The sequence below is a fragment of the Pseudomonas sp. TWR2-1-1 genome, assembly GCF_049897045.1.
Lineage (GTDB): Bacteria > Pseudomonadota > Gammaproteobacteria > Pseudomonadales > Pseudomonadaceae > Aquipseudomonas > Aquipseudomonas versuta.
This window is the reverse complement of the sequence record NZ_JAFCVM010000006.1, coordinates 259,820-283,093: the sequence shown is the minus strand read 5'-3', so window position 1 is coordinate 283,093 and position 23,274 is coordinate 259,820. Positions and strand designations below refer to the sequence as shown.

21 protein-coding genes and 1 tRNA gene are annotated in these 23,274 nt (G+C 53.5%); 18 read left to right on the top strand and 4 right to left on the bottom strand.

Translation table 11 applies throughout. The annotated features are described in order from the left end of the window. Positions 1-98 precede the first annotated feature (98 nt). From apaG to ACP7BO_RS17350, 7 genes are all read left to right on the top strand, one after another. Positions 99-479: a Co2+/Mg2+ efflux protein ApaG gene (gene apaG / locus ACP7BO_RS17380; protein ID WP_060696717.1), complete on the top strand. Its 381-nt coding sequence runs from the start codon at positions 99-101 to the stop codon at positions 477-479. Continuing rightward, on the top strand, positions 479-1,360 hold the full coding sequence (locus ACP7BO_RS17375) for a symmetrical bis(5'-nucleosyl)-tetraphosphatase (protein ID WP_060696716.1): 882 nt from the start codon (positions 479-481) through the stop codon (positions 1,358-1,360). Before apaG ends, ACP7BO_RS17375 begins: the two co-directional genes overlap by 1 nt. 32 nt (positions 1,361-1,392) lie before the next feature. After that, entirely contained in the window at positions 1,393-1,722 is a 330-nt protein-coding gene (glpE, locus tag ACP7BO_RS17370) for a thiosulfate sulfurtransferase GlpE (protein ID WP_397455591.1), read from the top strand. A gap of 297 nt (positions 1,723-2,019) precedes the next feature. After that, entirely contained in the window at positions 2,020-3,942 is a 1,923-nt protein-coding gene (locus ACP7BO_RS17365; RefSeq protein WP_426211693.1) for a PrkA family serine protein kinase, read from the top strand. 100 nt (positions 3,943-4,042) lie between these two features. Beyond that, positions 4,043-5,317, top strand: a complete 1,275-nt coding sequence (locus tag ACP7BO_RS17360; protein WP_060696714.1) for a YeaH/YhbH family protein — start codon at positions 4,043-4,045, stop codon at positions 5,315-5,317. Then, on the top strand, positions 5,314-6,876 hold the full coding sequence (locus tag ACP7BO_RS17355; RefSeq protein ID WP_426211691.1) for a SpoVR family protein: 1,563 nt from the start codon (positions 5,314-5,316) through the stop codon (positions 6,874-6,876). The genes ACP7BO_RS17360 and ACP7BO_RS17355 overlap by 4 nt, the downstream gene beginning before the upstream one ends. Positions 6,877-6,937: 61 nt before the next feature. Next, entirely contained in the window at positions 6,938-8,167 is a 1,230-nt protein-coding gene (locus ACP7BO_RS17350) for a multifunctional CCA addition/repair protein (protein ID WP_426211689.1), read from the top strand. A 97-nt stretch (positions 8,168-8,264) separates the two neighbouring features. Here the strand turns inward: ACP7BO_RS17350 and folK are convergent, their stop codons facing one another. Next, complete coding sequence (folK, locus tag ACP7BO_RS17345; RefSeq protein ID WP_426211687.1) at positions 8,265-8,792, bottom strand: 2-amino-4-hydroxy-6-hydroxymethyldihydropteridine diphosphokinase; 528 nt, start codon at positions 8,790-8,792, stop codon at positions 8,265-8,267. Next, the gene (folB, locus tag ACP7BO_RS17340; RefSeq protein WP_397455587.1) at positions 8,783-9,136 is read right to left on the bottom strand and encodes a dihydroneopterin aldolase; all 354 of its coding nucleotides are present in this window, start codon (positions 9,134-9,136) and stop codon (positions 8,783-8,785) included. Before folB ends, folK begins: the two co-directional genes overlap by 10 nt. A gap of 74 nt (positions 9,137-9,210) precedes the next feature. Here folB and plsY point away from each other — a divergent pair, with 74 nt between their 5' ends. Continuing rightward, positions 9,211-9,780, top strand: a complete 570-nt coding sequence (gene plsY / locus ACP7BO_RS17335) for a glycerol-3-phosphate 1-O-acyltransferase PlsY (RefSeq protein ID WP_397455585.1) — start codon at positions 9,211-9,213, stop codon at positions 9,778-9,780. 54 nt (positions 9,781-9,834) lie between these two features. Here the strand turns inward: plsY and tsaD are convergent, their stop codons facing one another. Beyond that, positions 9,835-10,860: a tRNA (adenosine(37)-N6)-threonylcarbamoyltransferase complex transferase subunit TsaD gene (tsaD, locus tag ACP7BO_RS17330; RefSeq protein WP_397455584.1), complete on the bottom strand. Its 1,026-nt coding sequence runs from the start codon at positions 10,858-10,860 to the stop codon at positions 9,835-9,837. A 198-nt stretch (positions 10,861-11,058) separates the two neighbouring features. On the opposite strand from tsaD, the gene rpsU reads away from it, so the two are divergent. From rpsU to ACP7BO_RS17300, 6 genes are all read left to right on the top strand, one after another. Then, positions 11,059-11,274 (top strand): 30S ribosomal protein S21, encoded by a 216-nt coding sequence (gene rpsU, locus ACP7BO_RS17325; protein WP_002551877.1) that lies wholly within the window; start codon positions 11,059-11,061, stop codon positions 11,272-11,274. Positions 11,275-11,747: 473 nt separating this feature from the next. Further along, the gene (gene dnaG / locus ACP7BO_RS17320; RefSeq protein ID WP_426211684.1) at positions 11,748-13,712 is read left to right on the top strand and encodes a DNA primase; all 1,965 of its coding nucleotides are present in this window, start codon (positions 11,748-11,750) and stop codon (positions 13,710-13,712) included. Positions 13,713-13,779: 67 nt separating this feature from the next. Continuing rightward, on the top strand, positions 13,780-15,627 hold the full coding sequence (gene rpoD, locus ACP7BO_RS17315; protein WP_426211682.1) for an RNA polymerase sigma factor RpoD: 1,848 nt from the start codon (positions 13,780-13,782) through the stop codon (positions 15,625-15,627). A gap of 492 nt (positions 15,628-16,119) precedes the next feature. Further along, positions 16,120-16,196 (top strand) — tRNA-Ile (locus tag ACP7BO_RS17310). Positions 16,197-16,321: 125 nt separating this feature from the next. Further along, complete coding sequence (locus ACP7BO_RS17305; protein WP_426211680.1) at positions 16,322-17,416, top strand: tyrosine-type recombinase/integrase; 1,095 nt, start codon at positions 16,322-16,324, stop codon at positions 17,414-17,416. Between the two features lie 32 nt (positions 17,417-17,448). Next, complete coding sequence (locus tag ACP7BO_RS17300) at positions 17,449-18,699, top strand: hypothetical protein (RefSeq protein ID WP_426211678.1); 1,251 nt, start codon at positions 17,449-17,451, stop codon at positions 18,697-18,699. A 40-nt stretch (positions 18,700-18,739) separates the two neighbouring features. On the opposite strand, the gene ACP7BO_RS17295 is transcribed toward ACP7BO_RS17300, so the two are convergent. After that, positions 18,740-19,978, bottom strand: a complete 1,239-nt coding sequence (locus ACP7BO_RS17295) for a hypothetical protein (RefSeq protein ID WP_426211676.1) — start codon at positions 19,976-19,978, stop codon at positions 18,740-18,742. Positions 19,979-20,173: 195 nt separating this feature from the next. On the opposite strand from ACP7BO_RS17295, the gene trfA reads away from it, so the two are divergent. The 4 genes from trfA (at position 20,174) to trbJ (ending at position 23,255) form a co-directional block, all read left to right on the top strand. Continuing rightward, on the top strand, positions 20,174-21,004 hold the full coding sequence (gene trfA, locus ACP7BO_RS17290) for a plasmid replication initiator TrfA (protein ID WP_426211674.1): 831 nt from the start codon (positions 20,174-20,176) through the stop codon (positions 21,002-21,004). A gap of 440 nt (positions 21,005-21,444) precedes the next feature. Then, positions 21,445-21,657: a DNA-binding protein gene (locus tag ACP7BO_RS17285; protein ID WP_426211672.1), complete on the top strand. Its 213-nt coding sequence runs from the start codon at positions 21,445-21,447 to the stop codon at positions 21,655-21,657. Between the two features lie 408 nt (positions 21,658-22,065). Next, entirely contained in the window at positions 22,066-22,449 is a 384-nt protein-coding gene (locus ACP7BO_RS17280) for a plasmid mobilization protein (RefSeq protein WP_426211670.1), read from the top strand. A gap of 47 nt (positions 22,450-22,496) precedes the next feature. Continuing rightward, positions 22,497-23,255 carry a P-type conjugative transfer protein TrbJ gene (gene trbJ, locus ACP7BO_RS17275; protein ID WP_426211668.1) on the top strand — a complete coding sequence of 253 codons (759 nt, stop codon included), beginning with the start codon at positions 22,497-22,499 and terminating at the stop codon, positions 23,253-23,255. Positions 23,256-23,274 lie beyond the last annotated feature (19 nt).

Sequence of the window (23,274 nt, the reverse complement as noted above, 5' to 3'; positions counted from 1 at the left end):
CCGCCTTAACCGGCTGGCCTAGTCACCATTACTTGGCCTAGACTCAGGCATCAGTTTTATCCCGAACTGTGTCTACGCTTTCAAGTAAGGCCTCTCGCATGCCCGATCCCCGCTATCTGGTCGACGTCAGCGTCGTCACCCGTTACCTGCCAGAACAATCACAACCCGAACTTCAGCGTTTCGCCTTTGCATACACCATTACGGTGCACAACAAGGGGTCGATAGCCGCGAAGCTATTGTCCCGGCATTGGGTGATCACCGATGGCGACGGTCATGTAGAAGAAGTCCGTGGCGCTGGTGTCGTAGGTCTGCAGCCATTGATCGAGCCGGGCGGACAGCACGTCTATAGCAGCGGCTCGGTGATTACCACCAAAGTAGGCACCATGCAGGGCAGCTACCTGATGCACGCCGAAGATGGTCACGAGTTCAAAGCCATCATTGCACCCTTCCGTCTTGCCGTGCCCGGAGCCTTGCACTGATGTCCGTGTATGCCGTGGGCGATCTGCAAGGCTGCCTCCAGCCGCTAAAATGCCTGCTGGAGCGCGTAGCCTTCGACCCCGCCAAAGACAAACTCTGGCTGGTGGGCGATCTGGTTAACCGCGGCCCGGAATCGCTGGAGACCTTGCGTTTTCTATATCGCATACGCGAGTCGCTGGTGTGCGTATTGGGCAACCACGACCTGCACCTGCTGGCCGCCGCCCACAACATCGAGCGCCTGAAAAAAGGCGATACGCTGCGCGAAATCCTGCAAGCGCCCGATTGCGACGAACTGTTGTCATGGCTGCGCCGACAACCTTTGCTGCACCACGATGCGGAACGCAACGTAGCCCTCGTGCACGCAGGAATACCACCGCAGTGGAGCCTGAAAAAAGCCCTCAAGTGCGCAAGCGAAGTCGAACACGCGTTGCGTGACGACAACCTGCTGGGCCCTTTTCTGGATGGCATGTACGGCAACGAACCGGCCAAGTGGGACAACGAACTCACTGGCGTTGCCCGCTTGCGGGTAATTACCAACTATTTCACGCGTATGCGCTTTTGTACCCGAGACGGCAAACTCGACCTCAAAAGCAAAGAAGGGGTCGGCAGCGCACCACCCGGCTACGCCCCCTGGTTCAGCTATAAAGAGCGCAAGACCCAAGGCCTCAAGATAATCTTTGGCCATTGGGCTGCACTTGAAGGCAACTGCAAGGAACCCGGCATTTTCGCTCTCGATACCGGCTGTGTCTGGGGAGGAGCCATGACGCTGCTCAATGTCGACTCCGGCCAGCGCCTTAGCTGTGATTGTGACGACCTTGGCCTTGCTGCCCACTCAGCCACTCCGCTCCCCGAACAACCTTCCCCACCCTTGGGCGCCGTCTAGCCGCGCCCGCAGTCAGGCCACAGGAACCCTCCATGACCGAATTCAAACGTATCCCGCCCGATCAAGCACAGGCTCTACGCGAACAAGGCGCCGTGGTAGTCGACGTACGCGACCCGCAGGCGTTCGCTGCCAGCCATATCAGCGGCGCGAAGCACCTGGATAACCACTCGCTGCACGACTTCATCGCCAACGCCGATCTGGATGCCCCCCTGATCGTTGCTTGCTACCACGGCAACTCCAGTCAGAGCGCTGCGGCTTATCTGGTGAGCCAGGGCTTCAGCGAGGTTTACAGCCTTGATGGCGGCTTCGAGCTGTGGCGTGCGACTTATCCGCAAGAAACCTCCCAACACGACGCCGAATAATTTTTTATAGACGCCAGCCCGCGTGATCCGCGGGTTGGCGCCCTGCCTGACCAACGGTCAACATAACAAATCTCGCATCTCGCCTTGACCTCTCCGATTACCAACTATCCTTTAGATCAGGCCATCCGAATCTGGGGAGAGCCGGTACACCGGTGTATGGATTATCAGTAGTAAGTTCAAGGAGTTAACCACCTTGATGGTGTCCTGGGGGGTACACGGCGGCTGAAATGCTGCTGCATGCCAGCACTCGAACTGACCGATCTATCGCCGGCTCCACGTATCGAGCGAGGTGACGTCATGAGTATTTTTAGCCACTTCCAACAACGCTTTGAATCCACACGCCAAGAAGAACTGACACTTCAGGAATATCTTGAACTGTGCAAACAAGACAAAAGCGCTTACGCCTCTGCTGCTGAAAGGCTGCTGCTGGCCATTGGTGAACCGGAACTGCTGGACACCTCCAACAACTCTCGCCTGTCGCGAATCTTCTCCAACAAAGTGATTCGCCGCTATCCGGCCTTTGAAGACTTCCACGGAATGGAAGAATGCATTGACCAGATCGTTTCCTACTTCCGCCATGCTGCGCAGGGTCTGGAAGAAAAGAAACAAATCCTCTATCTGCTGGGCCCGGTGGGCGGTGGTAAATCATCGCTGGCCGAAAAACTGAAGCAACTGATCGAGAAAGTCCCTTTTTATGCAATCAAAGGGTCACCGGTCTTTGAGTCGCCACTGGGGCTGTTCAATGCCACCGAAGACGGCGCCATTCTCGAGGAAGACTTCGGTATTCCCAAACGGTACCTGAGCACCATCATGTCGCCGTGGGCGACCAAACGCCTGGCCGAATTCGGGGGCGACATCAGCCAGTTCCGCGTGGTGAAACTCTACCCATCGATCCTCAATCAGATCGGCGTGGCCAAAACCGAGCCAGGAGATGAAAACAACCAGGATATTTCGGCGCTGGTGGGCAAGGTCGACATCCGCAAACTCGAGGAATACCCACAGAACGACGCCGACGCCTATAGCTACTCAGGGGCGCTGTGCCGGGCCAACCAGGGCCTGATGGAGTTCGTGGAGATGTTCAAGGCCCCGATCAAGGTTCTCCACCCCCTGCTGACTGCCACTCAAGAGGGTAACTACAACAGTACCGAAGGTCTGGGCGCGATCCCGTTTACCGGCATCCTGCTGGCTCACTCCAACGAATCGGAATGGCACACCTTCCGTAACAACAAGAACAACGAAGCGTTCATCGACCGGATCTACATCGTCAAAGTACCGTACTGCCTGCGCGTCAGTGACGAAGTGAAGATCTACGACAAATTGCTGTTCAACAGCTCGCTGGCCAAAGCCCATTGCGCGCCCGACACCCTGAAAATGCTCGCACAGTTCACTGTACTGTCGCGCCTTAAAGAGCCGGAAAACTCCAACATTTACTCAAAAATGCGGGTCTACGACGGCGAAAACCTTAAAGACACCGACCCAAAAGCCAAATCAATCCAGGAGTACCGTGACAGCGCTGGCGTCGACGAAGGCATGAACGGTCTGTCGACCCGTTTCGCCTTCAAGATCCTGTCCAAAGTATTCAACTTCGACCCGCACGAGATTGCAGCCAACCCGGTACATCTGCTCTACGTACTGGAACAACAGATCGAACAAGAGCAGTTCCAGGCGGAAACACGCGAACGCTATCTGCGCTTCCTCAAAGAGTACTTGGCACCGCGCTACATCGAGTTCATCGGCAAGGAAATTCAGACTGCTTACCTGGAGTCCTACAGCGAGTACGGGCAAAACATCTTCGACCGCTATGTGCTTTACGCAGACTTCTGGATTCAGGATCAGGAGTACCGCGATCCGGAGACCGGCGAAATTCTCAATCGTGTGGCCCTCAACGAAGAGCTGGAGAAAATCGAAAAACCGGCAGGCATCAGCAATCCGAAAGATTTCCGTAACGAAATCGTCAACTTCGTGCTGCGGGCCCGTGCCAACAACAACGGCAAAAACCCGACCTGGCTCAGCTACGAAAAACTGCGGGTGGTTATCGAGAAAAAAATGTTCTCCAACACCGAAGACCTCCTCCCGGTCATCAGCTTCAACGCCAAGGCAAGCAAAGAGGATCAACAAAAGCACAACGACTTCGTTACCCGAATGGTCGAACGTGGCTACACCGACAAACAAGTACGGCTGCTCTCCGAGTGGTACCTGCGGGTCAGAAAATCGCAGTGAGGCAGCTGTAAGCCTCAAGCCTCAAGCTGCAAGGAAAAGCACGCGCGTTGCTTGGACTTGCAGCTTGCAGCTCACAACTTGAAGCTGCCCGGAGGGCCTAATGAGCTATGTGATCGACCGACGCCTCAATGGCAAGAACAAGAGCACGGTAAACCGTCAGCGTTTCCTGCGGCGTTACCGTGACCACATCAAAAAGGCCGTAGAAGAGGCCGTGGGCCGCCGCTCCATTACCGATATGGAACATGGCGAGCAAATTAGTATTCCAGGCCGGGATATCGATGAGCCGGTGCTGCATCACGGGCGTGGTGGCAAGCAAACGGTGGTTCACCCCGGCAACAAGGAATTCACCAGCGGCGAACACATTCAACGCCCGCAAGGTGGCGCGGGTGGCGGTGGCGGCCCTGGCAAGGCGGGCAATTCCGGCGAGGGCATGGACGAATTCGTGTTTCAAATTACCCAGGAAGAGTTTCTCGAATTCATGTTCGAAGACCTTGAGCTGCCCAACCTGGTCAAACGCAATCTCACGGGAACCGATACCTTTAAAACGGTACGTGCGGGTATCAGCAACGAAGGCAACCCTTCTCGTATCAACATCATCCGCACCCTGCGCTCGGCTCACGCACGGCGTATTGCCCTGTCCGGCAGCAGCCGGAAAAAACTCAAGGAAGCCAAAGCTGAACTTGAACGGCTAAAGCGCGAAGAACCTGACAACTTCGGCGATATCAAAGAAATCGAGACTGAAATCGAGAAGCTCAGCGCACGCATCCACCGTGTGCCGTTCCTCGACACCTTCGACCTCAAGTACAACCTGCTGGTCAAGCAACCCAACCCCAGCTCAAAAGCCGTAATGTTCTGCCTCATGGACGTTTCAGGCTCCATGACGCAGGCCACCAAGGATATTGCCAAGCGCTTTTTCATCCTGCTCTACCTGTTCCTGAAACGGAACTACGACAAGATTGATGTGGTGTTTATTCGCCATCACACCAGTGCACGGGAAGTTGATGAAGAAGAGTTTTTCTATTCCAGGGAAACCGGCGGCACCATCGTCTCCAGCGCTCTTAAGCTGATGCAGGAGATCATGGCTGAGCGCTATCCCACTAACGAGTGGAATATCTACGCAGCACAGGCTTCGGACGGGGATAACTGGAACGACGACTCCCCCATCTGCCGCGATATTCTGATCAATCAGATCATGCCCTTCGTGCAGTACTACACTTACGTGGAAATAACCCCGCGCGAACATCAGGCACTCTGGTACGAGTACGAGCGTATCAGCGAATCTTTTTCAGATACCTTCGCCCAACAGCAACTGGTCTCGGCCGGCGATATCTATCCGGTCTTCCGTGAACTCTTCCAGCGCAGGTTAGTGACATGACCGCCAAAGAGACTAAGCGCCAACCCATCTCTACCGGCTCAGAGTGGACCTTCGAACTGATCCAGGCTTATGACCGTGAAATCGGCCGCCTGGCAGAACGTTACGCCCTGGATACCTACCCCAACCAGATAGAGGTGATCACTGCCGAGCAGATGATGGATGCCTACGCGTCTGTGGGCATGCCACTGGGATACCACCATTGGTCCTACGGCAAACACTTCCTGAGCACCGAAAAGTCGTACAGCCGCGGCCAGATGGGGCTTGCCTACGAGATAGTAATCAACTCCGACCCGTGCATCGCCTACTTGATGGAAGAAAACACCATCTGCATGCAAGCACTGGTGGTGGCCCATGCCTGCTATGGGCATAACAGCTTCTTTAAAGGCAATTACCTGTTTCGCACCTGGACAGATGCCAGCTCGATCATCGACTACCTCGTGTTCGCCAAGCAGTACATCATGCAGTGCGAAGAGCGCCACGGTATCGATGCGGTCGAAGATCTGCTCGACTCCTGCCATGCCCTGATGAACTACGGTGTCGATCGTTACAAACGGCCTTACCCGATTTCAGCCGAAGAAGAACGTCGCCGGCAAAAGGATCGTGAAGAACACCTGCAAAAACAGATCAATGATCTGTGGCGCACCATTCCCAAAGGCGCAGACAAATCAAGCGAGAAGGACAATGCACGCTTCCCCGACGAACCTCAGGAAAACATCCTGTACTTCATCGAAAAACATGCTCCTTTACTCGAACCCTGGCAGCGCGAAGTCGTGCGCATCGTACGCAAGATTGCCCAGTACTTTTATCCACAACGGCAAACCCAAGTAATGAACGAGGGCTGGGCAACTTTCTGGCACTACACCTTGATGAATGACCTCTACGATGAAGGCCTGGTGACCGAGGGCTTCATGATGGAGTTCCTCATATCCCATACCAGCGTTGTGTTCCAGCCTGGCTTTGACAGCCCTCACTACAGCGGGATCAACCCCTACGCGCTGGGCTTTGCGATGTATTGCGATATCCGGCGTATTTGCGAGCATCCCACTGAAGAAGACCGCCACTGGTTCCCGGACATGGCTGGTAGCGACTGGTTATCAAGCATCAAATTCGCCATGAGTAGCTTCAAGGACGAAAGTTTTATCCTGCAATACCTGTCACCCAAGGTCATCCGCGACCTGAAACTGTTCAGCATCATGGACGATGACCAAAAGGATGACCTGCTGGTACCTGCCATTCATGACGAGAATGGCTACCGCACCATTCGCGAAACCCTTGCGGCCCAGTACAACCTGGGCAATCGCGAACCCAACGTACAAATCTGGAGCATCGATCGCCGTGGTGATCGCTCGCTGACCCTGCGCCACCAGCAACATGACCGCAAACCCTTGGGCGACTCAACCGACGAAGTGCTCAAACACCTGCATCGTTTGTGGGGTTTTGATATTCATCTTGAAACGCTACAAGGCGACCAGGTCATGAAGGTCCACCATGTCCCCCCAAAAGGCGAGCACTCCGACACCGACTACGGACGTTTGGACATGAGCGCCATTCACCTGTAAACACAGAAGCCTCCGTTATCACGGCGCAAGCGTTATCCTGTCGTGCTAACGGAGGTTTTTTATGCAGATTTATAAAGTTGGCGGCGCCGTAAGGGACCGCCTGCTGGGCAGGCCCGTCACAGATATAGACTGGGTGGTGGTCGGCGCAACAGTCGAACAAATGCTCGCCAAAGGGTTTCGCCCGGTGGGCACGGACTTCCCTGTATTTCTTCATCCCAAAACCGGAGAGGAATATGCACTGGCCCGTACAGAACGCAAAAGCGGCCGGGGCTATGGCGGCTTCATTTTTCATGCAAGCCCCGACATTACCCTTGAGCAGGATCTGATTCGACGCGACCTGACCATCAATGCGATGGCTGAAGATGACGCAGGTAATTTGACCGATCCTTTCCATGGCCAGCGCGATCTTGAAGCACGGGTTTTACGCCATGTTTCGCCCGCTTTCGCCGAAGATCCACTCCGGGTACTGCGAGTTGCCCGGTTCGCCGCGCGCTATGCAGGGCTCGGTTTCACCATCGCTCCCGAAACACTGGAGCTGATGCGCCAACTGTCTTGCTCAGGCGAGCTGCAAGCCCTGACTCCGGAGCGCTGCTGGAAAGAAATTTCCCGCGCCCTGATGGAAGATCAGCCACAGGTATTCATAGAAGTACTGCGCAGCTGTGACGCTCTGGAAGTGCTGCTACCTGAGGTCAACGCTCTGTTCGGTGTGCCGCAACCTCCCGCGCATCATCCGGAGATCGACAGCGGCGTACACACCTTGAGCGTGCTGGAGCAGGCCGCCCTGCACAATCAACCATTGACCGTGCGCTGGGCATGCCTTCTACATGACCTGGGAAAAGGGCTTACACCTGAAAAGGACTGGCCACGCCACATTGCCCACGAACACAAAGGGCTTCGCCTGATCAAAGCAGTCAATGAGCGCTACAAAGTGCCCCGCGACTGTCAGGAGCTGGCACTCCTTGTAGGCGAATATCACACCCACGGTCATCGCGCACTGGAGCTAAAAGCCTCGACGCTACTGGAATTGTTGCAGCGCTTTGACGTGTATCGTCGACCGCAGCGCTTTGAGGAGTTTGTCGTGGCTTGCGAGATGGATGCCAAGGGGCGCCTGGGACTGGAGAATCGCCCATACCCTCAGGCCGATTATTTGCGCGCAGCAGCCAAGGCGGCACAGGCCGTGGCTGTCCAGCCATTACTTGAACAAGGATTTAAAGGCCCTGAACTTGGAGAAGCGCTGAAGCACGAGCGACTAAAGGCGCTGCAAGCCTACAAAGAAGCAGCAAAAGCCTGATACACAACTCTTGTAGTCGCTGCCGCAGGCTGCGAAAAGGACCGAAGGACCTTCACAGCAGGGCCGCCAGGCAACCCATCACAGCCTGCAGCAGCCACTACAAAGGCAAAAGCATCCCGGCCGGGGTCAACTGCTCCCCCCGCCATTCAAATGCTGCAGGCGCCAGAACCTGATCGATCTGTGCACCTGCCCACATCTGCGCCAAAGTCTTGCCCACACCCGGATGCACCTTGTCTGGCGCTATCAACGATAAAGGCCATAAAACAAAAGCATTTTTGAGAATTTCTGCGCGAGGCAAAATCAAACCGTCAAAGTTGCCCTCCAGATCACCGTAAAACAACACGTCGATGTCCAAAGGCAAACCCTTGCGATCCAGGGCATAACGCCCGTTATCCGCTTCGATAAGCTTCAAACGTCGACTTAATTCAGCCAATGGCAAATCAGTCTTTGCTGACACCACCAGGTTGAAAAAGGGTCCGCTCTTGATGCCCACCGGCTGGCTTTCAAACACCGCAGAACAATTCATGCCCTGCAAAAAGCCGGCAAGCGCATCAAGCCCCGCGCACAAGTGCTTTTCACGCTCGACATTACTGCCCAGCCCAAGGAAAACCCGAGTTAGCGACATCCGCGCTCAATCTCCACACCAACACCGCTGGCCGCCGAAACGGCCCCGGGCTTGGTCAGCTTCAAGTGCAACCACGGAATGTTGAATTCACTCATCAGCACTTCGGCCAAACGCTCTGCAAAGGTCTCCACCAACTGGAATTGAGCCGCCTCGGCAAATGCCTGAATTCGCGATGAGACACTGGCGTAATCCAGGGCCAGCGTCAGGTCATCACCCGCTGCAGCCGGGCGGTTATCCCAGGCAAAACTCAGGTCAAGCCGCAAGCACTGGCGGATGCCACGCTCCCAGTCATAAGCACCAATCACGGTGTCAACTTCCAGGCCTTCGATAAACACTCTGTCCAAGCACTCTTCTCCGCAGCACGACAAGGGCGCAATGCGCCGTTAGAATCAGGGCGTCCTCGCCCGGAATAGTTAGCATGTTTTGGTTACTGGCGATCCTCGCCTACCTGCTTGGCTCTCTGTCCTTCGCCATTTTGCTCAGCCGCCTGACGGGAAATCCCGATCCGCGAATGAGTGGCTCGGGCAATGCCGGCGCGACCAACATGTTGCGCCTTGCCGGCAAAAAGCTGGCCGTCCTGACCCTGCTCGGCGACCTGTGCAAAGGTTTGCTGCCTGTACTTTTGGCCAACCAGCTCGGCCTCCCGCTCCAGCAACAGGCCTGGATAGGCGTCTGCGCCGTCATCGGGCACATGTATCCGCTGTACTTCCGTTTTCGCGGCGGCAAAGGTGTCGCCACTGCCGCAGGCATGCTGGTGGGACTCTACCCACCTGCCGCACTGCTAGCGATTGTCGCCTGGCTGCTGACCTTCCAGCTAAGCCGCACCAGTTCACTGGCAGCGCTGATTGCCGCGCCTCTGACCCTGCCATTGCTGGCCTGGCAAGAACCTGCCGCCTTACTGCCAATGAGTGCCTTGACTGGGCTCATTGTGTGGCGCCATCGCAGCAATTTACGCGACCTCATGGCCGGGCGCGAACGGCATTTCTGAATAGCGCACATGAACAACGCTCAAGCAACGCCAAACCGCACCTCACACCCGCACTCACAACGGCTTTAGCTGCTCCATTGGCCAACGTGCCTGCACACTGATCGCCAGGCTTTCGTGCTGACCTGCTTGCAACCGCTGACAACCGGCAAATGCGATCATCGCGCCGTTATCCGTGCAAAACTCCGGCCGGGCGTAGTACACATTGCCATTCATCTCGCCCAGCATTTTCTCCAGTGAAACGCGCAGCGCTTTATTGGCACTAACCCCGCCCGCAATCACCAGGCGCTTCATGCCTGCGTGCTTCAAAGCGCGCTTGCACTTGATGGTCAACGTCTCGACCACAGCCTGCTGGAACGCCAGAGAGATATCGCAACGGGTTTGCTCCGTATCGTCACCTGCTGCCACGCAGCGCTGCCATGTATTCAAGGCAAAGGTTTTAAGGCCGCTGAAGCTGAACTGCAGCCCCGGACGGTCAGTCATTGGCCTGGGGAACACAAACCGGCCAGCAACGCCCTGAGCGGCCAATCGCGCGATCTCAGGACCACCCGGATAGTTGAGCCCCATCATCTTGGCTGTCTTGTCGAACGCCTCTCCGGCAGCATCGTCCAGAGTCTCGCCCAACAACTCGTATTGACCGATTCCATCCACACGCACCAACTGCGTATGCCCGCCCGACACCAACAAAGCGACGAACGGAAATTCCGGGGGCTGCTCTTCCAGCATCGGAGCCAACAAATGGCCCTCCATGTGGTGCACACCCAGGGCCGGAATGCCCCAGGCAAAAGCCAGCGCCTGAGCGCACGAAGCCCCAACCAGAAGGGCTCCGACCAATCCAGGCCCCGCCGTGTAGGCGATGGCATCAATCTCTGTAGGCACACAATCAGCCTCAGCCAGCACCTGACGAATCAAGGGCAGCATGCGTTTGACGTGATCCCTTGAAGCCAGCTCCGGAACTACACCGCCATAAGCGCGGTGCAAGTCGATCTGACTGAACAGTGCGTCGGCCAAAAGCCCGCGTTCACTGTCGTAAAGCGCGACGCCGGTCTCGTCGCAGGAGGTTTCTAATCCCAGTACTAGCATGGGTTTACGCCTTGTAGAGGCTAAATTCGAAGGCGCGCATAATAGTCGCCACTCCCGCCCCCGGCCAGCGGTTTTCGATCAGAGGCTTTGCATTCCGGGCGATGAGGGGTTAACATCCGCAACCCTTAAAAACCGACGTCTTCCAACGCGATTTTGCCTTGAGACGTTGACCCCGGTAATGAATGAAGGTAGCTCTGGATGCCAGCCGTCAAAGTAAAAGAGAACGAACCCTTCGACGTAGCTCTGCGTCGTTTCAAGCGCTCCTGCGAAAAAGCCGGTGTTCTGGCTGAAGTTCGCAGCCGCGAATTTTACGAGAAGCCGACTTCTGAGCGTAAGCGTAAAGCAGCAGCTGCTGTTAAGCGTCACGCGAAGAAAGTTCAGCGCGAGCAGCGCCGCGCCGTTCGCCTGTACTAATACACAGACGTTCGAAGCACGCTTCTGCCAAGCCCGGCCTAAAGCCGGGCCGTAGGCAGTTGCAGCTTTAGTTACATGCTTTATTGTCAAGGCCGCAGATGCGACCGCGACAAAACGCTACATCACGTCAGACCTGGCCTAATAGCCAGCGGTGCACGTCTTTACTGACGAGCCTTCCAAGGCTACCGACGAGCACACCCCTCTGATTTTCCTAAAGACGATCAGCCCAAGGCACCTCTCCAGTGCCTGCTTATGAGCTATCCGAGACCAGCCATTGGTCAATGCCGGACTCAGAGCGCGACACCTTACGAAGCTTTTCACCCTGATTAATAATGAATCAGTGATGTTTCGACAGATACACTCCCCCAACATGATCAAGCAGACGTCCCCGATCTTGCAGAGCACTTGCCTGCACGCCCAGATGACCAAGCCTTCATGCGGGTTAATTTCTGCGCTGAGATGACGAGAACGCCATGGCCGGGTTAATCCCCCAGAGCTTTATTGACGACCTTCTGAACCGCACCGATATCGTCGATGTCGTCAGCTCGCGCGTGCAAATGAAGAAAGCCGGCAAAAACTACACCGCCTGCTGCCCCTTCCATAAAGAAAAAACCCCATCCTTCAGCGTCAGCCCTGACAAACAGTTCTATTACTGTTTCGGGTGCGGCGCAGGCGGCAATGCCCTCGGCTTTATCATGGACCACGACAACCTGGACTTCCCCCAGGCTGTAGAAGAACTGGCCAAAGCCGCCGGCATGGAAATACCCCGGGAAGAAAGCGGCCGCCCACACAAACCAAGGCAGCCGACCGACTCCCCGCTTTACCCGCTACTGACAGCCGCTGCCGACTTTTATCGTCAAGCCCTAAAAGGCCATCCTGCACGCAAAGCAGCCGTGGACTACTTGAAGGGACGAGGCCTGACCGGCGAAATAGCCCGCGACTTCGGCCTCGGTTTCGCCCCGCCGGGCTGGGACAACCTGTACAAGCACCTGAGCAGCGACACGCTGCAACAAAAGGCCATGATCGACGCCGGCCTGCTGGTCGAAAATGCCGAAACCGGCAAGCGCTATGACCGCTTTCGTGATCGCGTCATGTTTCCGATCCGCGACAGCCGGGGCCGCATAATCGCTTTCGGCGGCCGCGTGCTGGGCGACGATAAACCAAAGTATCTGAACTCCCCCGAAACCCCGGTCTTTCATAAGGGCCAGGAACTGTACGGGCTGTTCGAAGCGCGCAAATTCAACCGCAGCCTCGACGAAATCATCGTGGTCGAAGGCTACATGGATGTCATCGCCCTCGCCCAGCAAGGCCTGCGCAATGCCGTAGCCACCCTCGGTACGGCAACCAGCGAAGAACACATGAAGCGCCTGTTCCGCGTGGTGCCCAGCGTTCTGTTCTGCTTTGACGGCGACCAGGCAGGCCGCAATGCCGCCTGGCGCGCACTGGAGGCAACCCTGCCCTGCCTGCAGGATGGACGTCGCGCGCGCTTCCTGTTCCTTCCCGAAGGCGAAGACCCGGATACCCTGGTGCGCTCAGAAGGCACCGACGCCTTCAAGGCCCGCATCAACCAGCACGCACAACCGCTGGCCGATTACTTCTTCCAGCAATTGACTGAAGAGTCCGACCCGCGATCGCTTGAGGGCAAGGCCCATATGGCCACCCTTGCAGCACCGCTGATCGACAAAGTCCCGGGCGCCAACCTGCGGACCTTGATGCGTCAACGACTGAGCGAGATAACCGGCCTCACCAGCGAAACAGTCAGCCAACTGGCACAGAACGCACCTGCTAAAACACAGGCGCAACCTGCTTACGACCCGGGCATTGATTACGATGGAATGCCTGACTATAGCGACTTCCAGCAACCGGACTCCTACCTCCCCCAACAGGAGTGGACTCCGAAAAAGCCTGGCGCTGGCGGCAAGAAGTGGGAAAACAAGCCATGGGACAAAAAAACCAGGCGAGGCGGTGACAACGACCCGCCGCGCGGCCCGCGCATACCCGCAGCAGTAGAGCCGCCAACCCTGGCCGCACTGCGCACCTTGCTGCACCACCCTCAACTGGCTGCAAAAGTTGAAGACGCCGGGCACTTCGCTGCAGAAGACCAGACTAATAACCAACTGCTGATCGCTCTGGTTGAGGCCGTACAGAAAAATCCTAAGCTAAGCTCTATTCAGTTGCTATCCCGCTGGCACGGGACTGAACAGGGTCGTTTATTACAAAGATTGCTGGAAAAGGAATGGTTAATTGATGCCGACAACCTTGAACAACAGTTTTTCGACACTATAACTAGCCTGTCAGCTCGCCAACGCGAGCGAAATCTGGAACAACTTCTTCGAAAAGCACGTCAAGGCGAGCTCAGTACCGAGGAGAAAAATCAGTTACGCGACCTTCTAAGTCGCAATAATTCCGCATCAAACCCGACCTCAACTGGCGCGTGAGGTCATAGCTAAGGTATAATCCTCGGCTTGTTTTTTGCCCGCCAAGACCTTCAGTGGATAGGGTGTTATGTCCGGAAAAGCGCAACAGCAGTCTCGTATCAAAGAGTTGATCACCCTCGGCCGTGAGCAGAAGTATCTGACTTACGCAGAGGTCAACGACCACCTGCCCGAAGATATTTCAGATCCGGAGCAAGTGGAAGACATCATCCGCATGATTAATGACATGGGGATCCCCGTACACGAGAGTGCTCCGGATGCGGACGCCCTTATGTTGGCCGATGCTGACACCGACGAAGCAGCTGCTGAAGAAGCAGCTGCAGCGTTGGCAGCAGTAGAGACCGACATTGGTCGTACTACCGACCCAGTACGCATGTATATGCGTGAAATGGGCACGGTAGAACTGCTGACACGTGAAGGCGAAATCGAAATCGCCAAGCGTATCGAAGAAGGCATCCGCGAAGTGATGGGCGCAATTGCGCACTTCCCTGGCACGGTTGACCATATTCTCTCCGAGTACACTCGCGTCACCACCGAAGGTGGACGCCTGTCCGACGTTCTGAGCGGTTATATCGACCCGGACGACGGAATTGCACCGCCTGCAGCCGAAGTACCGCCTCCCGTCGACCCAAAGGTGAAAGCCGAGGGCGATGACGAAGAGGAAGATAAGGAAGAGTCCACCGAGGAAGAGGAAGAGGTCGAAAGCGGCCCTGACCCGATCATCGCGGCTCAGCGTTTCGGCGCTGTTTCCGATCAGATGGAAATCGCTCGCAAGGCACTGAAAAAGCACGGTCGCGGCAGCAAGCAAGCAATTGCAGAGCTGGTCGTACTGGCTGAGCTGTTCATGCCGATCAAACTGGTCCCGAAGCAATTCGAAGGCTTGGTTGAACGTGTTCGTAGCGCTCTGGAGCGTCTGCGTGCACAAGAGCGCGCCATCATGCAGCTGTGTGTACGTGATGCACGCATGCCGCGCACCGACTTCTTGCGCCTGTTCCCGGGCAACGAAGTTGATGAAAGCTGGAGCGACGCGCTGGCCAAAGGCAAAAGCAAATATGCTGAAGCTATTGGTCGCCTGCAACCGGACATCATCCGTTGCCAGCAAAAGCTGTCTGCACTGGAAGCTGAAACCGGCTTGAAGATTGCCGAGATCAAGGACATCAACCGTCGCATGTCGATCGGTGAGGCCAAGGCCCGCCGCGCGAAGAAAGAGATGGTTGAAGCCAACTTGCGTCTGGTGATCTCCATTGCCAAGAAGTACACCAACCGTGGCTTGCAGTTCCTCGACTTGATCCAGGAAGGCAACATCGGCTTGATGAAAGCGGTAGACAAGTTTGAATACCGCCGCGGCTACAAATTCTCGACTTATGCCACCTGGTGGATCCGTCAGGCGATCACTCGCTCGATCGCCGACCAGGCCCGCACCATCCGTATTCCGGTGCACATGATCGAGACGATCAACAAGCTCAACCGTATTTCCCGCCAGATGCTGCAGGAAATGGGCCGTGAACCGACCCCGGAAGAGCTGGGCGAACGCATGGAAATGCCTGAGGATAAAATCCGCAAGGTATTGAAGATCGCTAAAGAGCCGATTTCCATGGAAACCCCGATCGGTGATGACGAAGACTCCCATCTGGGCGACTTCATCGAAGACTCGACTATGCAGTCGCCAATCGATGTAGCCACCGTTGAGAGCCTTAAAGAAGCAACGCGCGACGTACTCTCCGGCCTCACCGCACGTGAAGCCAAAGTACTGCGCATGCGCTTCGGTATCGACATGAATACCGACCACACCCTTGAGGAAGTTGGTAAGCAGTTCGACGTTACCCGTGAACGGATTCGTCAGATCGAAGCCAAGGCGTTGCGCAAGCTGCGCCACCCGACGAGAAGCGAGCATCTGCGCTCCTTCCTCGACGAGTGATACCAAAACCCCCGGCCCTGCCGGGGGTTTTGCTTTCTAGCAATAACCCCTGCCCCACTCCTGCGCGATACCACCCGCAACTCCCGCCAGAGCCGAGCCTGTAGAGGGCAGCTCAAACCACGCTCGCCGGCCATACTATTACTGCCACTTTTACCTGGACCGTCGGAGCAGGGGTTAAACCCTGAGGGTCATCAATCAAGACCAGCTCAAGCATTTATCTCTGGGCACAGAAAAAACGACAAAAAATTTATCGCGTCGCCCCCACATAACACCTACGACTCAGTCATTGCCAGTACCGTCATTGCAGAGGGTGTCGAAGCCCTGCGGCTACGGGATTTTCTTGTCGAGCAGGCTGCGAGCAACACTAAGAGAAATATCTCAATCGGGTCTTAAACTGCAAAAAAAATCGCAGAGAACATTCTTCACGCCTCTATTTCAGACTTTTCGGATAGCACTCGCGAGAAACCATCGTTATAATCCGCGGCCTACTGAGGGCCTATAGCTCAGTTGGTTAGAGCAGGGGACTCATAATCCCTTGGTCGTAGGTTCGAGTCCTACTGGGCCCACCATACTCAAAGCCGCGCACTGCGCGGCTTTCGTGTTTCTGGAGTGGTCACTGTTTTTACAGTCCTACGCTCCAAGGGTACAAATTAGGTACAGTGCTGGTTCGCCAGCCGCCTAGGAGCACCCTCTCATGGCAACACTCGTCAAAACACCTTCCGGCACCTGGAAGGCACTGATTCGCAAAACTGGCTGGCCTACGGTGGCTAAAACCTTCCGCACCAAGCGTGACGCGGAGGACTGGTCTCGACGTACCGAAGACGAAATGGTCAGAGGCGTTTACATCCAACGCAGCGGCTCGGAGAAGATGACTCTTGAGGCTGCACTCAAGCGCTACCTGAGCGACATCACCCCCACCAAGAAGCCCAGCACCCAGCGCGGTGAAATTACCAAAGCCAAGAAGCTCATAGAGCATCTTGGCAAATACTCTCTCGCCGCCCTCTCTGCAGAAATCATTGCCGGCTATCGCGACAAGCGACTGAGTGAGCCCGGCCGCGATGGAAACATCAGCAACAACACTGTGCGCCTAGAGTTGGCTCTGTTGAGCCACCTATACACCGTCGCTATTCAGGAGTGGGGATTGGGCCTGACCTTCAATCCGGTGCTGAACATTCGCAAGCCCAGCCCGGGAGAAGGTCGTGATCGTAGACTCTCGCCGGAGGAAGAACGCCATTTGCTCGCCGCCGTGAATCGACACAGCAACCCGATGCTGGGCTGGATTGTATGCATCGCCTTGGAAACGGGTATGCGCTCGTCTGAGATCTCATCCTTACGGCGACCTCAGGTAGATTTGGCAAAGCGTGTCATACGCCTCTCAGACACAAAGAACGACTCATCGCGAACCGTCCCGCTGAGCAAACGCGCCACAGAAGTATTCAAAGCTGCGTTGGATAACCCTGTGCGGCCGATCGACTGCAATCTGGTTTTTTTCGGTGAGCCTGGAAAGGACGGGAAACGTCGACCGTATACCTTCACCAAAATTTGGGGGCAGTTGAAAAAGAAGCTGGACCTCCCTAACTTCAGGTTTCACGACCTCCGTCATGAAGCAGTAAGCCGACTTGTAGAAGGTGGGCTGTCAGACCAAGAGGTTTCAGCTATTAGTGGCCACAAGTCTATGCAAATGCTCAAACGCTACACACATCTTCGGGCCGAGGACCTTGTTAACAAGCTTGATAGCCTAACAATATACGCACCGAATTTTAGAGCATCAGATATACCAACCACATAAGTTATCGAAAATGCATTTAAGGAGATACACATTTGAGCGCAGGTAGCACAGACGAATCCCCATCAGGAAATTCGACCATAAAAGAGTATGCCCTTAAAGTTTTCAGTGACGGCAAATGGTGGGGTGTACTCTTTGGAACTATGGCAGCAATACTTACATTAAGTAAGTATCTCTGGGTAATTGGCCACCCAGAATTACTGCTGAAGTCCATTGACAGCATTCAAAATTTGCTAGTATGGCTTTTTTCTATTTTTATTGGACTTTGCGGCCTTCTGACCATACTCGCATTTCCCTCAATCATTTTCAGCGTCATCGTTTCACCGTTTAAATTGAAACCATCAAACACAGCCAAGCTCGCAATGAGATTCGTCAAAGTAGTCTGGGTAGGCTTCATATGGCTTACGCTAAGCCTTATATTATCTGAATACATTGAAACCCCTACGTGGATCATCCTGTTAATCGCCTATGCTATAGCACTGACAGGCTCCATTTGGGCGCTCTCCTTCACTAGTGCAGCGAGAAATCGCTATATGAAAAAAGCTGGTCGTGGACATGGTATCGTCTGGTGCTTTATCCATGAAAAAAGGACGTTGATTTGCATAGCATCACTTATATGGCTAACAGCTTTAACAGGCGTATTCCCAGCCCAAATTACCTTACTAGCTTGGCGCGGGCCAGATCAAGGAATAGAAGAGTTCCAAGTTATTCCTTACTGCTTCATTTCCATGCTGCTATCAACCCTTCCAATTATAGCTTTCTATGCAATGCCTGGGAGCCCGCTGCGACGCTACTTTAAGGTCGGCATTTCCTTAGTGATGGTTGTATTCCTTACACTATTAATGCTTCCGGCAGCATTGGATTTATGGGTATATTCAGCCGCCAACATGTTAAAACTACGAGACAACCGCCCCCTATCATATTTAGTAGACCCAAAAGATTATCCACGTTCAACTTTCCAAAAAGAGCTTTGGCAGGTTGAGGATACCGACAGCCCTGATAATGCTTTTTTAATAAAAGCGTTCAAGCTATATGAACTAGGAGGTATTTTATTGCTGTGCCCTGAGCGCTATACCAACAAACGTCTTAGAGAGTTGTCGGAATTCACCAACCAATGTTTCACCACCTCACCAGATAAAGTTAAGATTTCAGCACCGCGCCTACCTCAAAAACAAAACATCACTCATCCCTCTCATTCGCCTAACTGTGTATCTGCGCAAGGTTTAACAAGAGCGCCTATGAAAATCGTAAACACTAGGTCCTGCTTATTTCACAGGCCCATATAGTTAGGGACGACTTACACATAAAAAGACATACTTAAGAAGGTTAGTCCTCATAATGGGCTAGCCTCAAGAATTTGCGATACGCCACCACCAATTCTCTCTTCGTAGTGTTATGAACCAGCTGACGCGAAATACGTAACCTACCCGCAATATCAGACGGAGTCAGCCCCTCCAACACAAGCTGTACTATATTTCTACTCTGAAGTGAGAGTTTTCGATTAAAAGCCTCCTCAATAACATCGCCAAGCGCCTCTAGCAGCAGCCCGGGCACAGCCTTTTCCAACTCAATCAAACCAGCCAAATCATCATGAGCCACTAAATAGGCCGCCTGACGAATAAAAGCGTGGTCTGCAATGTTAAACTGCAACTCCTTTTCAGTTAGTTTTAGATATTCTGTACATTCATATCTAGCCAAAATACTATCGACTACAGGCTCAGGCAACCTCGTGACTGCAACAATTTTATCCCGACTCAGACCGTTATCAGAAAGCAAATTCACCTGGACCCCAAGTGAGGAGGGAGAATCAATATAGCTTGATAGAATAGATTTACGTGCAATTAAAAAACGCTTTCTGCAGGCTTCTATTTCTCGCCAAAAACAATCGCGATAACGATGAGCAGCACGATACCTCGAATCAGGATCACTTGGATTATGTACAGAACAGAAGCGTAAGCTACCAATCCCGTCCTCTTCGTCTTTCTCAATCACTTTCTTTCTACGGGTATCGTTAAGAGTGTACGACAATCGCGCCTCTGCAAGATGATCTCTCGCGGCCTCGCTCAACCTCCAACAAAGTTCACAGTAGGGAAAGTGACGCTCAGCTTTTGAATAGGCCTTGACCCTCATCCCACCCCGTAACATTCCTGGCTCCTTGAGTGTGATTTCCCCAGGAGTCTGTGCTATTGCCAACGCCATCGTATCGCTCAAAGATTCAAGCGTCTCCACAAATGCTACTAAGTCATCCTTGCCTTCATTTTTCCAAAAACTCTTTGCAACCGCGTAGTCATGCGCAGCTATGTGACATACATGATCACTCCAAAATTTCCCAAGTTTTGATAGACCACCATATTCAAGTATAAGAGCGGAAATTTGCCAATCTGGATAAAGCTTTGCAAATCGTATTGCATCTTCGTCGATACAACCACCTAGCAACTTCCAAACTGACTTTGACTTCGAAGAAGTGCTATGTCCCTCAATTCGAGATAAAAAGCACCGTATAGCCGTAGCGATTTTAGTATCGCAATTCTCATAAATATAAATTCGATCATCTTTGGCGCCCATCCCACCCCCCTGTAAACGCCGTTTTTCATATTTTACCGCTGTCTAACCATACTGCCTTCCGGATGATAGCGCTAGTACTCATCTATACTCCGGACTGGAACTCATGGTTAGCACCGCATATAAAAACTCAAACCATTCACCTCTACCTACTTTCAGGACATATCAATCGATATGTGGGCGATAAAGATGCCCTCGATGCCAGACAATGAGGAAGTCAAACCACGCACCGATTCCTCAGATATGGAGCAGTTGGGGTTTTTCCTGTGCACTATGAGCAACTACTCTTTTAAAGATGATCAAGCAACGATGGAAGCACCAATTTTCTCGCTGGCAACCCGGGAGGACTTAAAAATTTGGCGATGGACCAGTGTGGACGGTCGCAAAAGCGTAGAAGTGATACCCTCGCTCTATGGCAGAGCCACGATAAGAGACAAAGATATACTGATATATGCAACCAGCCAGTTACTGGCAGGTATCAATTCAGGGCTTCCAACCTCCCGAACTGTTAAATTCGTAGCCTATGACTACTTGATGGCAACGCATCGGGGGGTGAGAGGCGAGGACTATCGGGCTATACGAGACGGACTTGATCGCTTAAAGGGGACGACCCTGAAGACAAACATCTATACCTCTGGGATCAACAGTACGAGCTCATTTGGGCTTATAGATAACTATCGCTTTATTGAAAGATCCTCTACAGACGCACGAATGGTTGCGATTGAAATGACTCTATCCCAATGGCTCTATAACGCTATTGAGGCCAAGGAGGTCTTAACAATACCCTCCGACTATTTTCTGCTAAGAAAGCCGCTTGAGCGCCGGTTATACGAAATCGCACGTAAACACGTAGGAAGACAAGGAATGTGGAAAGTTTCACTAGCCACCCTGGCGAGCAAATGTGGCAGCACTACAACACGCCTTCGAAAATTCCGCGAAGCCATGAATTATGCAAGCAAGGCAGATAATCTACCTGAGTATCGAATCACAATTTTAGGACCAAACGAAATTTTATTTAGTGGAAGATGAGCAGAAAACTATTCCTATTTAACTGGGCGGTTCCCGCAAAAGGGCCACACATTGCTTCTGTCCAAGTCTAAAAAAGTCTTAGTTATCCACAACCCTCCTAGATATGAGCTCATTTGTTTCGCGGATTCGGGGGCGTCGAGCTTCGCGGATTCAGGGGCGACCTATCGCGGATTCAGGGGCATACCCCCTCGCGGATTTAGGGGCCACATCTGCCTTGCACCCCCCGCGGTATAAAGCTTGGAGCCCCCTTAACATGCGCGCGTCTTTAACTAATTTAACGAAGTTGATCTTTTAACTAGGTGATGCGAAATCACATCTGCTCAAAAAACATACAGCGGTGCTTGAAGACAGGTAAACCCTAGATGTCATATCTCTCAGCTGATCCTAGCGATAACTCACCCTAATATTGCTTTACTTACGGCACTAATAGGAGTCTAGCGATGAGCACCGAACAATATCTTGTAAGGAAATACGGTCCACTTATGACCCTCAGCCAAGTCGCAGAATTATTTGACCGCTCGCCAGACGGCCTGCGCTTTACTATTCGCCAAGATAGTGATCTCGGTCGTCGACTTAGCGCAGAGAAAAAGAAACTCGGACGTCGCGTGTATTTCCTTGCTGTTGGCGTTGCTCGACTCATTGACGAGAGTTAAAGCCCCCCAAGTGTTAGCAATACAACTATCAAGCTTCATTCGAACTGGTTACCACCGCTTACCTCCGACTATTGCAGTCGTGGGGAGCTACCTTTTGACACTTGGGGGGCACAACTCAGATTAGGCAGGCACCTAAAATTACATGAACAACTTTATTATGAGCTACGACCAGGTATCGCTAAAGCAACGCTGGATTACTTAAAAACAACGCTTTTGTGATTTTAAGATGAACTCTAGAAGAACGAATTTAGAACGTTAAGATGCCGGGCAAGATAGGTAAAGTTAGCCAACCGGCAAGCCGGCAAGCTAATTTCACTATCACTTATTCGCGCCTGGCGGCACTCAACGCTTTCTTGCTCTGCGAGGCGTCTCGCTACCGCGAGAGGAACATCGTTGTGACGACAGGAGATGTATCTAATGCAATCGAATCGATCCCGTGTGGACTCAAGGAAACATGGCAAACACTTGAGGGTTCCCGTCTTGGCTAGTGAGGAAATGGTAATTAAAGAAAACGCAGCCCGAGTAAGCCTGACAGTGGCCGAGTATCTCCGCCGCCTAAGCCTTGGGCACGTAATCAAAGGAACAATCGACTCGCAGTGTGTGCATCAGCTTGCAAAGGTTAATGCTGATCAAGGTCGCTTAGGAGGGCTTTTAAAGCTCTGGCTGACCGATGACACCAAACTAGCCATCACGGGCAGTGCTTGGACACCCGGCGTAGTGAGGGCGCTATTAAAGCGGATCGAGGCTAACCAGAGCGAAATGCTGCACTTGGTGCAGTCCTTAAAATTTTAGCCGCTAAAAAATCACGCAATCATTCCGCGTTCTTCCTTGGAGTTCCCATGAACAAAACCAATGGTTTTATAGGTGGGTGTTTACTGGTAATCGCAGCAACACACCTCCAACCAGCACTTGCAGGCATACCCGTTGCCGACGGATTGAATTTGGGGCAAACCACAATCAGTGCAATGCAGAGTGTCGCCGCTGTCGTAAAGCAGATTGAGCAGTACCGAACTCAGCTAATGCAGTACGAAAATATGCTGCAGAACACTGCTGCGCCTTCATCCTATATTTGGGATCAGGCTGACCAAACGATAACGAAGCTACTGGAAGCTCAGAACACCCTCAGTTACTACAGGCACCAAGCAGGCAGCCTCGAAAACTACTTATCCAAGTTTCACGACACCTCGCACTACTCAGCGTCCCCTTGCTTTGGCTCTCAGACTTGCTCAGATCAGGATAAACGGGCCATCGCCACTGCCCGTGCAGAGGCCAGCACTGCCCGAAAACTAAGCACCGACGCCCTTCTGATGAGCGTTGATCGCCAACAAAACACCCTACAACGGGATGCCAATAACTTGGCAAATATGCAGCGCCAAGCCGTCAACGCTGAGGGGCAAATGCAAGCAATCCAATCGGCTAATCAACTGGCTAGTGCCCAAGCCAATCAGCTCATACAAATCCGAAGCTTGCTCGTCGCTCAGCAAAGCTCCGTAGCTACTGAAGCTCAGATAGCAGGTGATCGAGAATCCCAGCAACAGGCTGCCGACCAACATGCTCTCTCGGGCAATAACAGCCAGAGCGCTGAAAGGTCTTGGTAAGGAGCAGATATGCACTGTC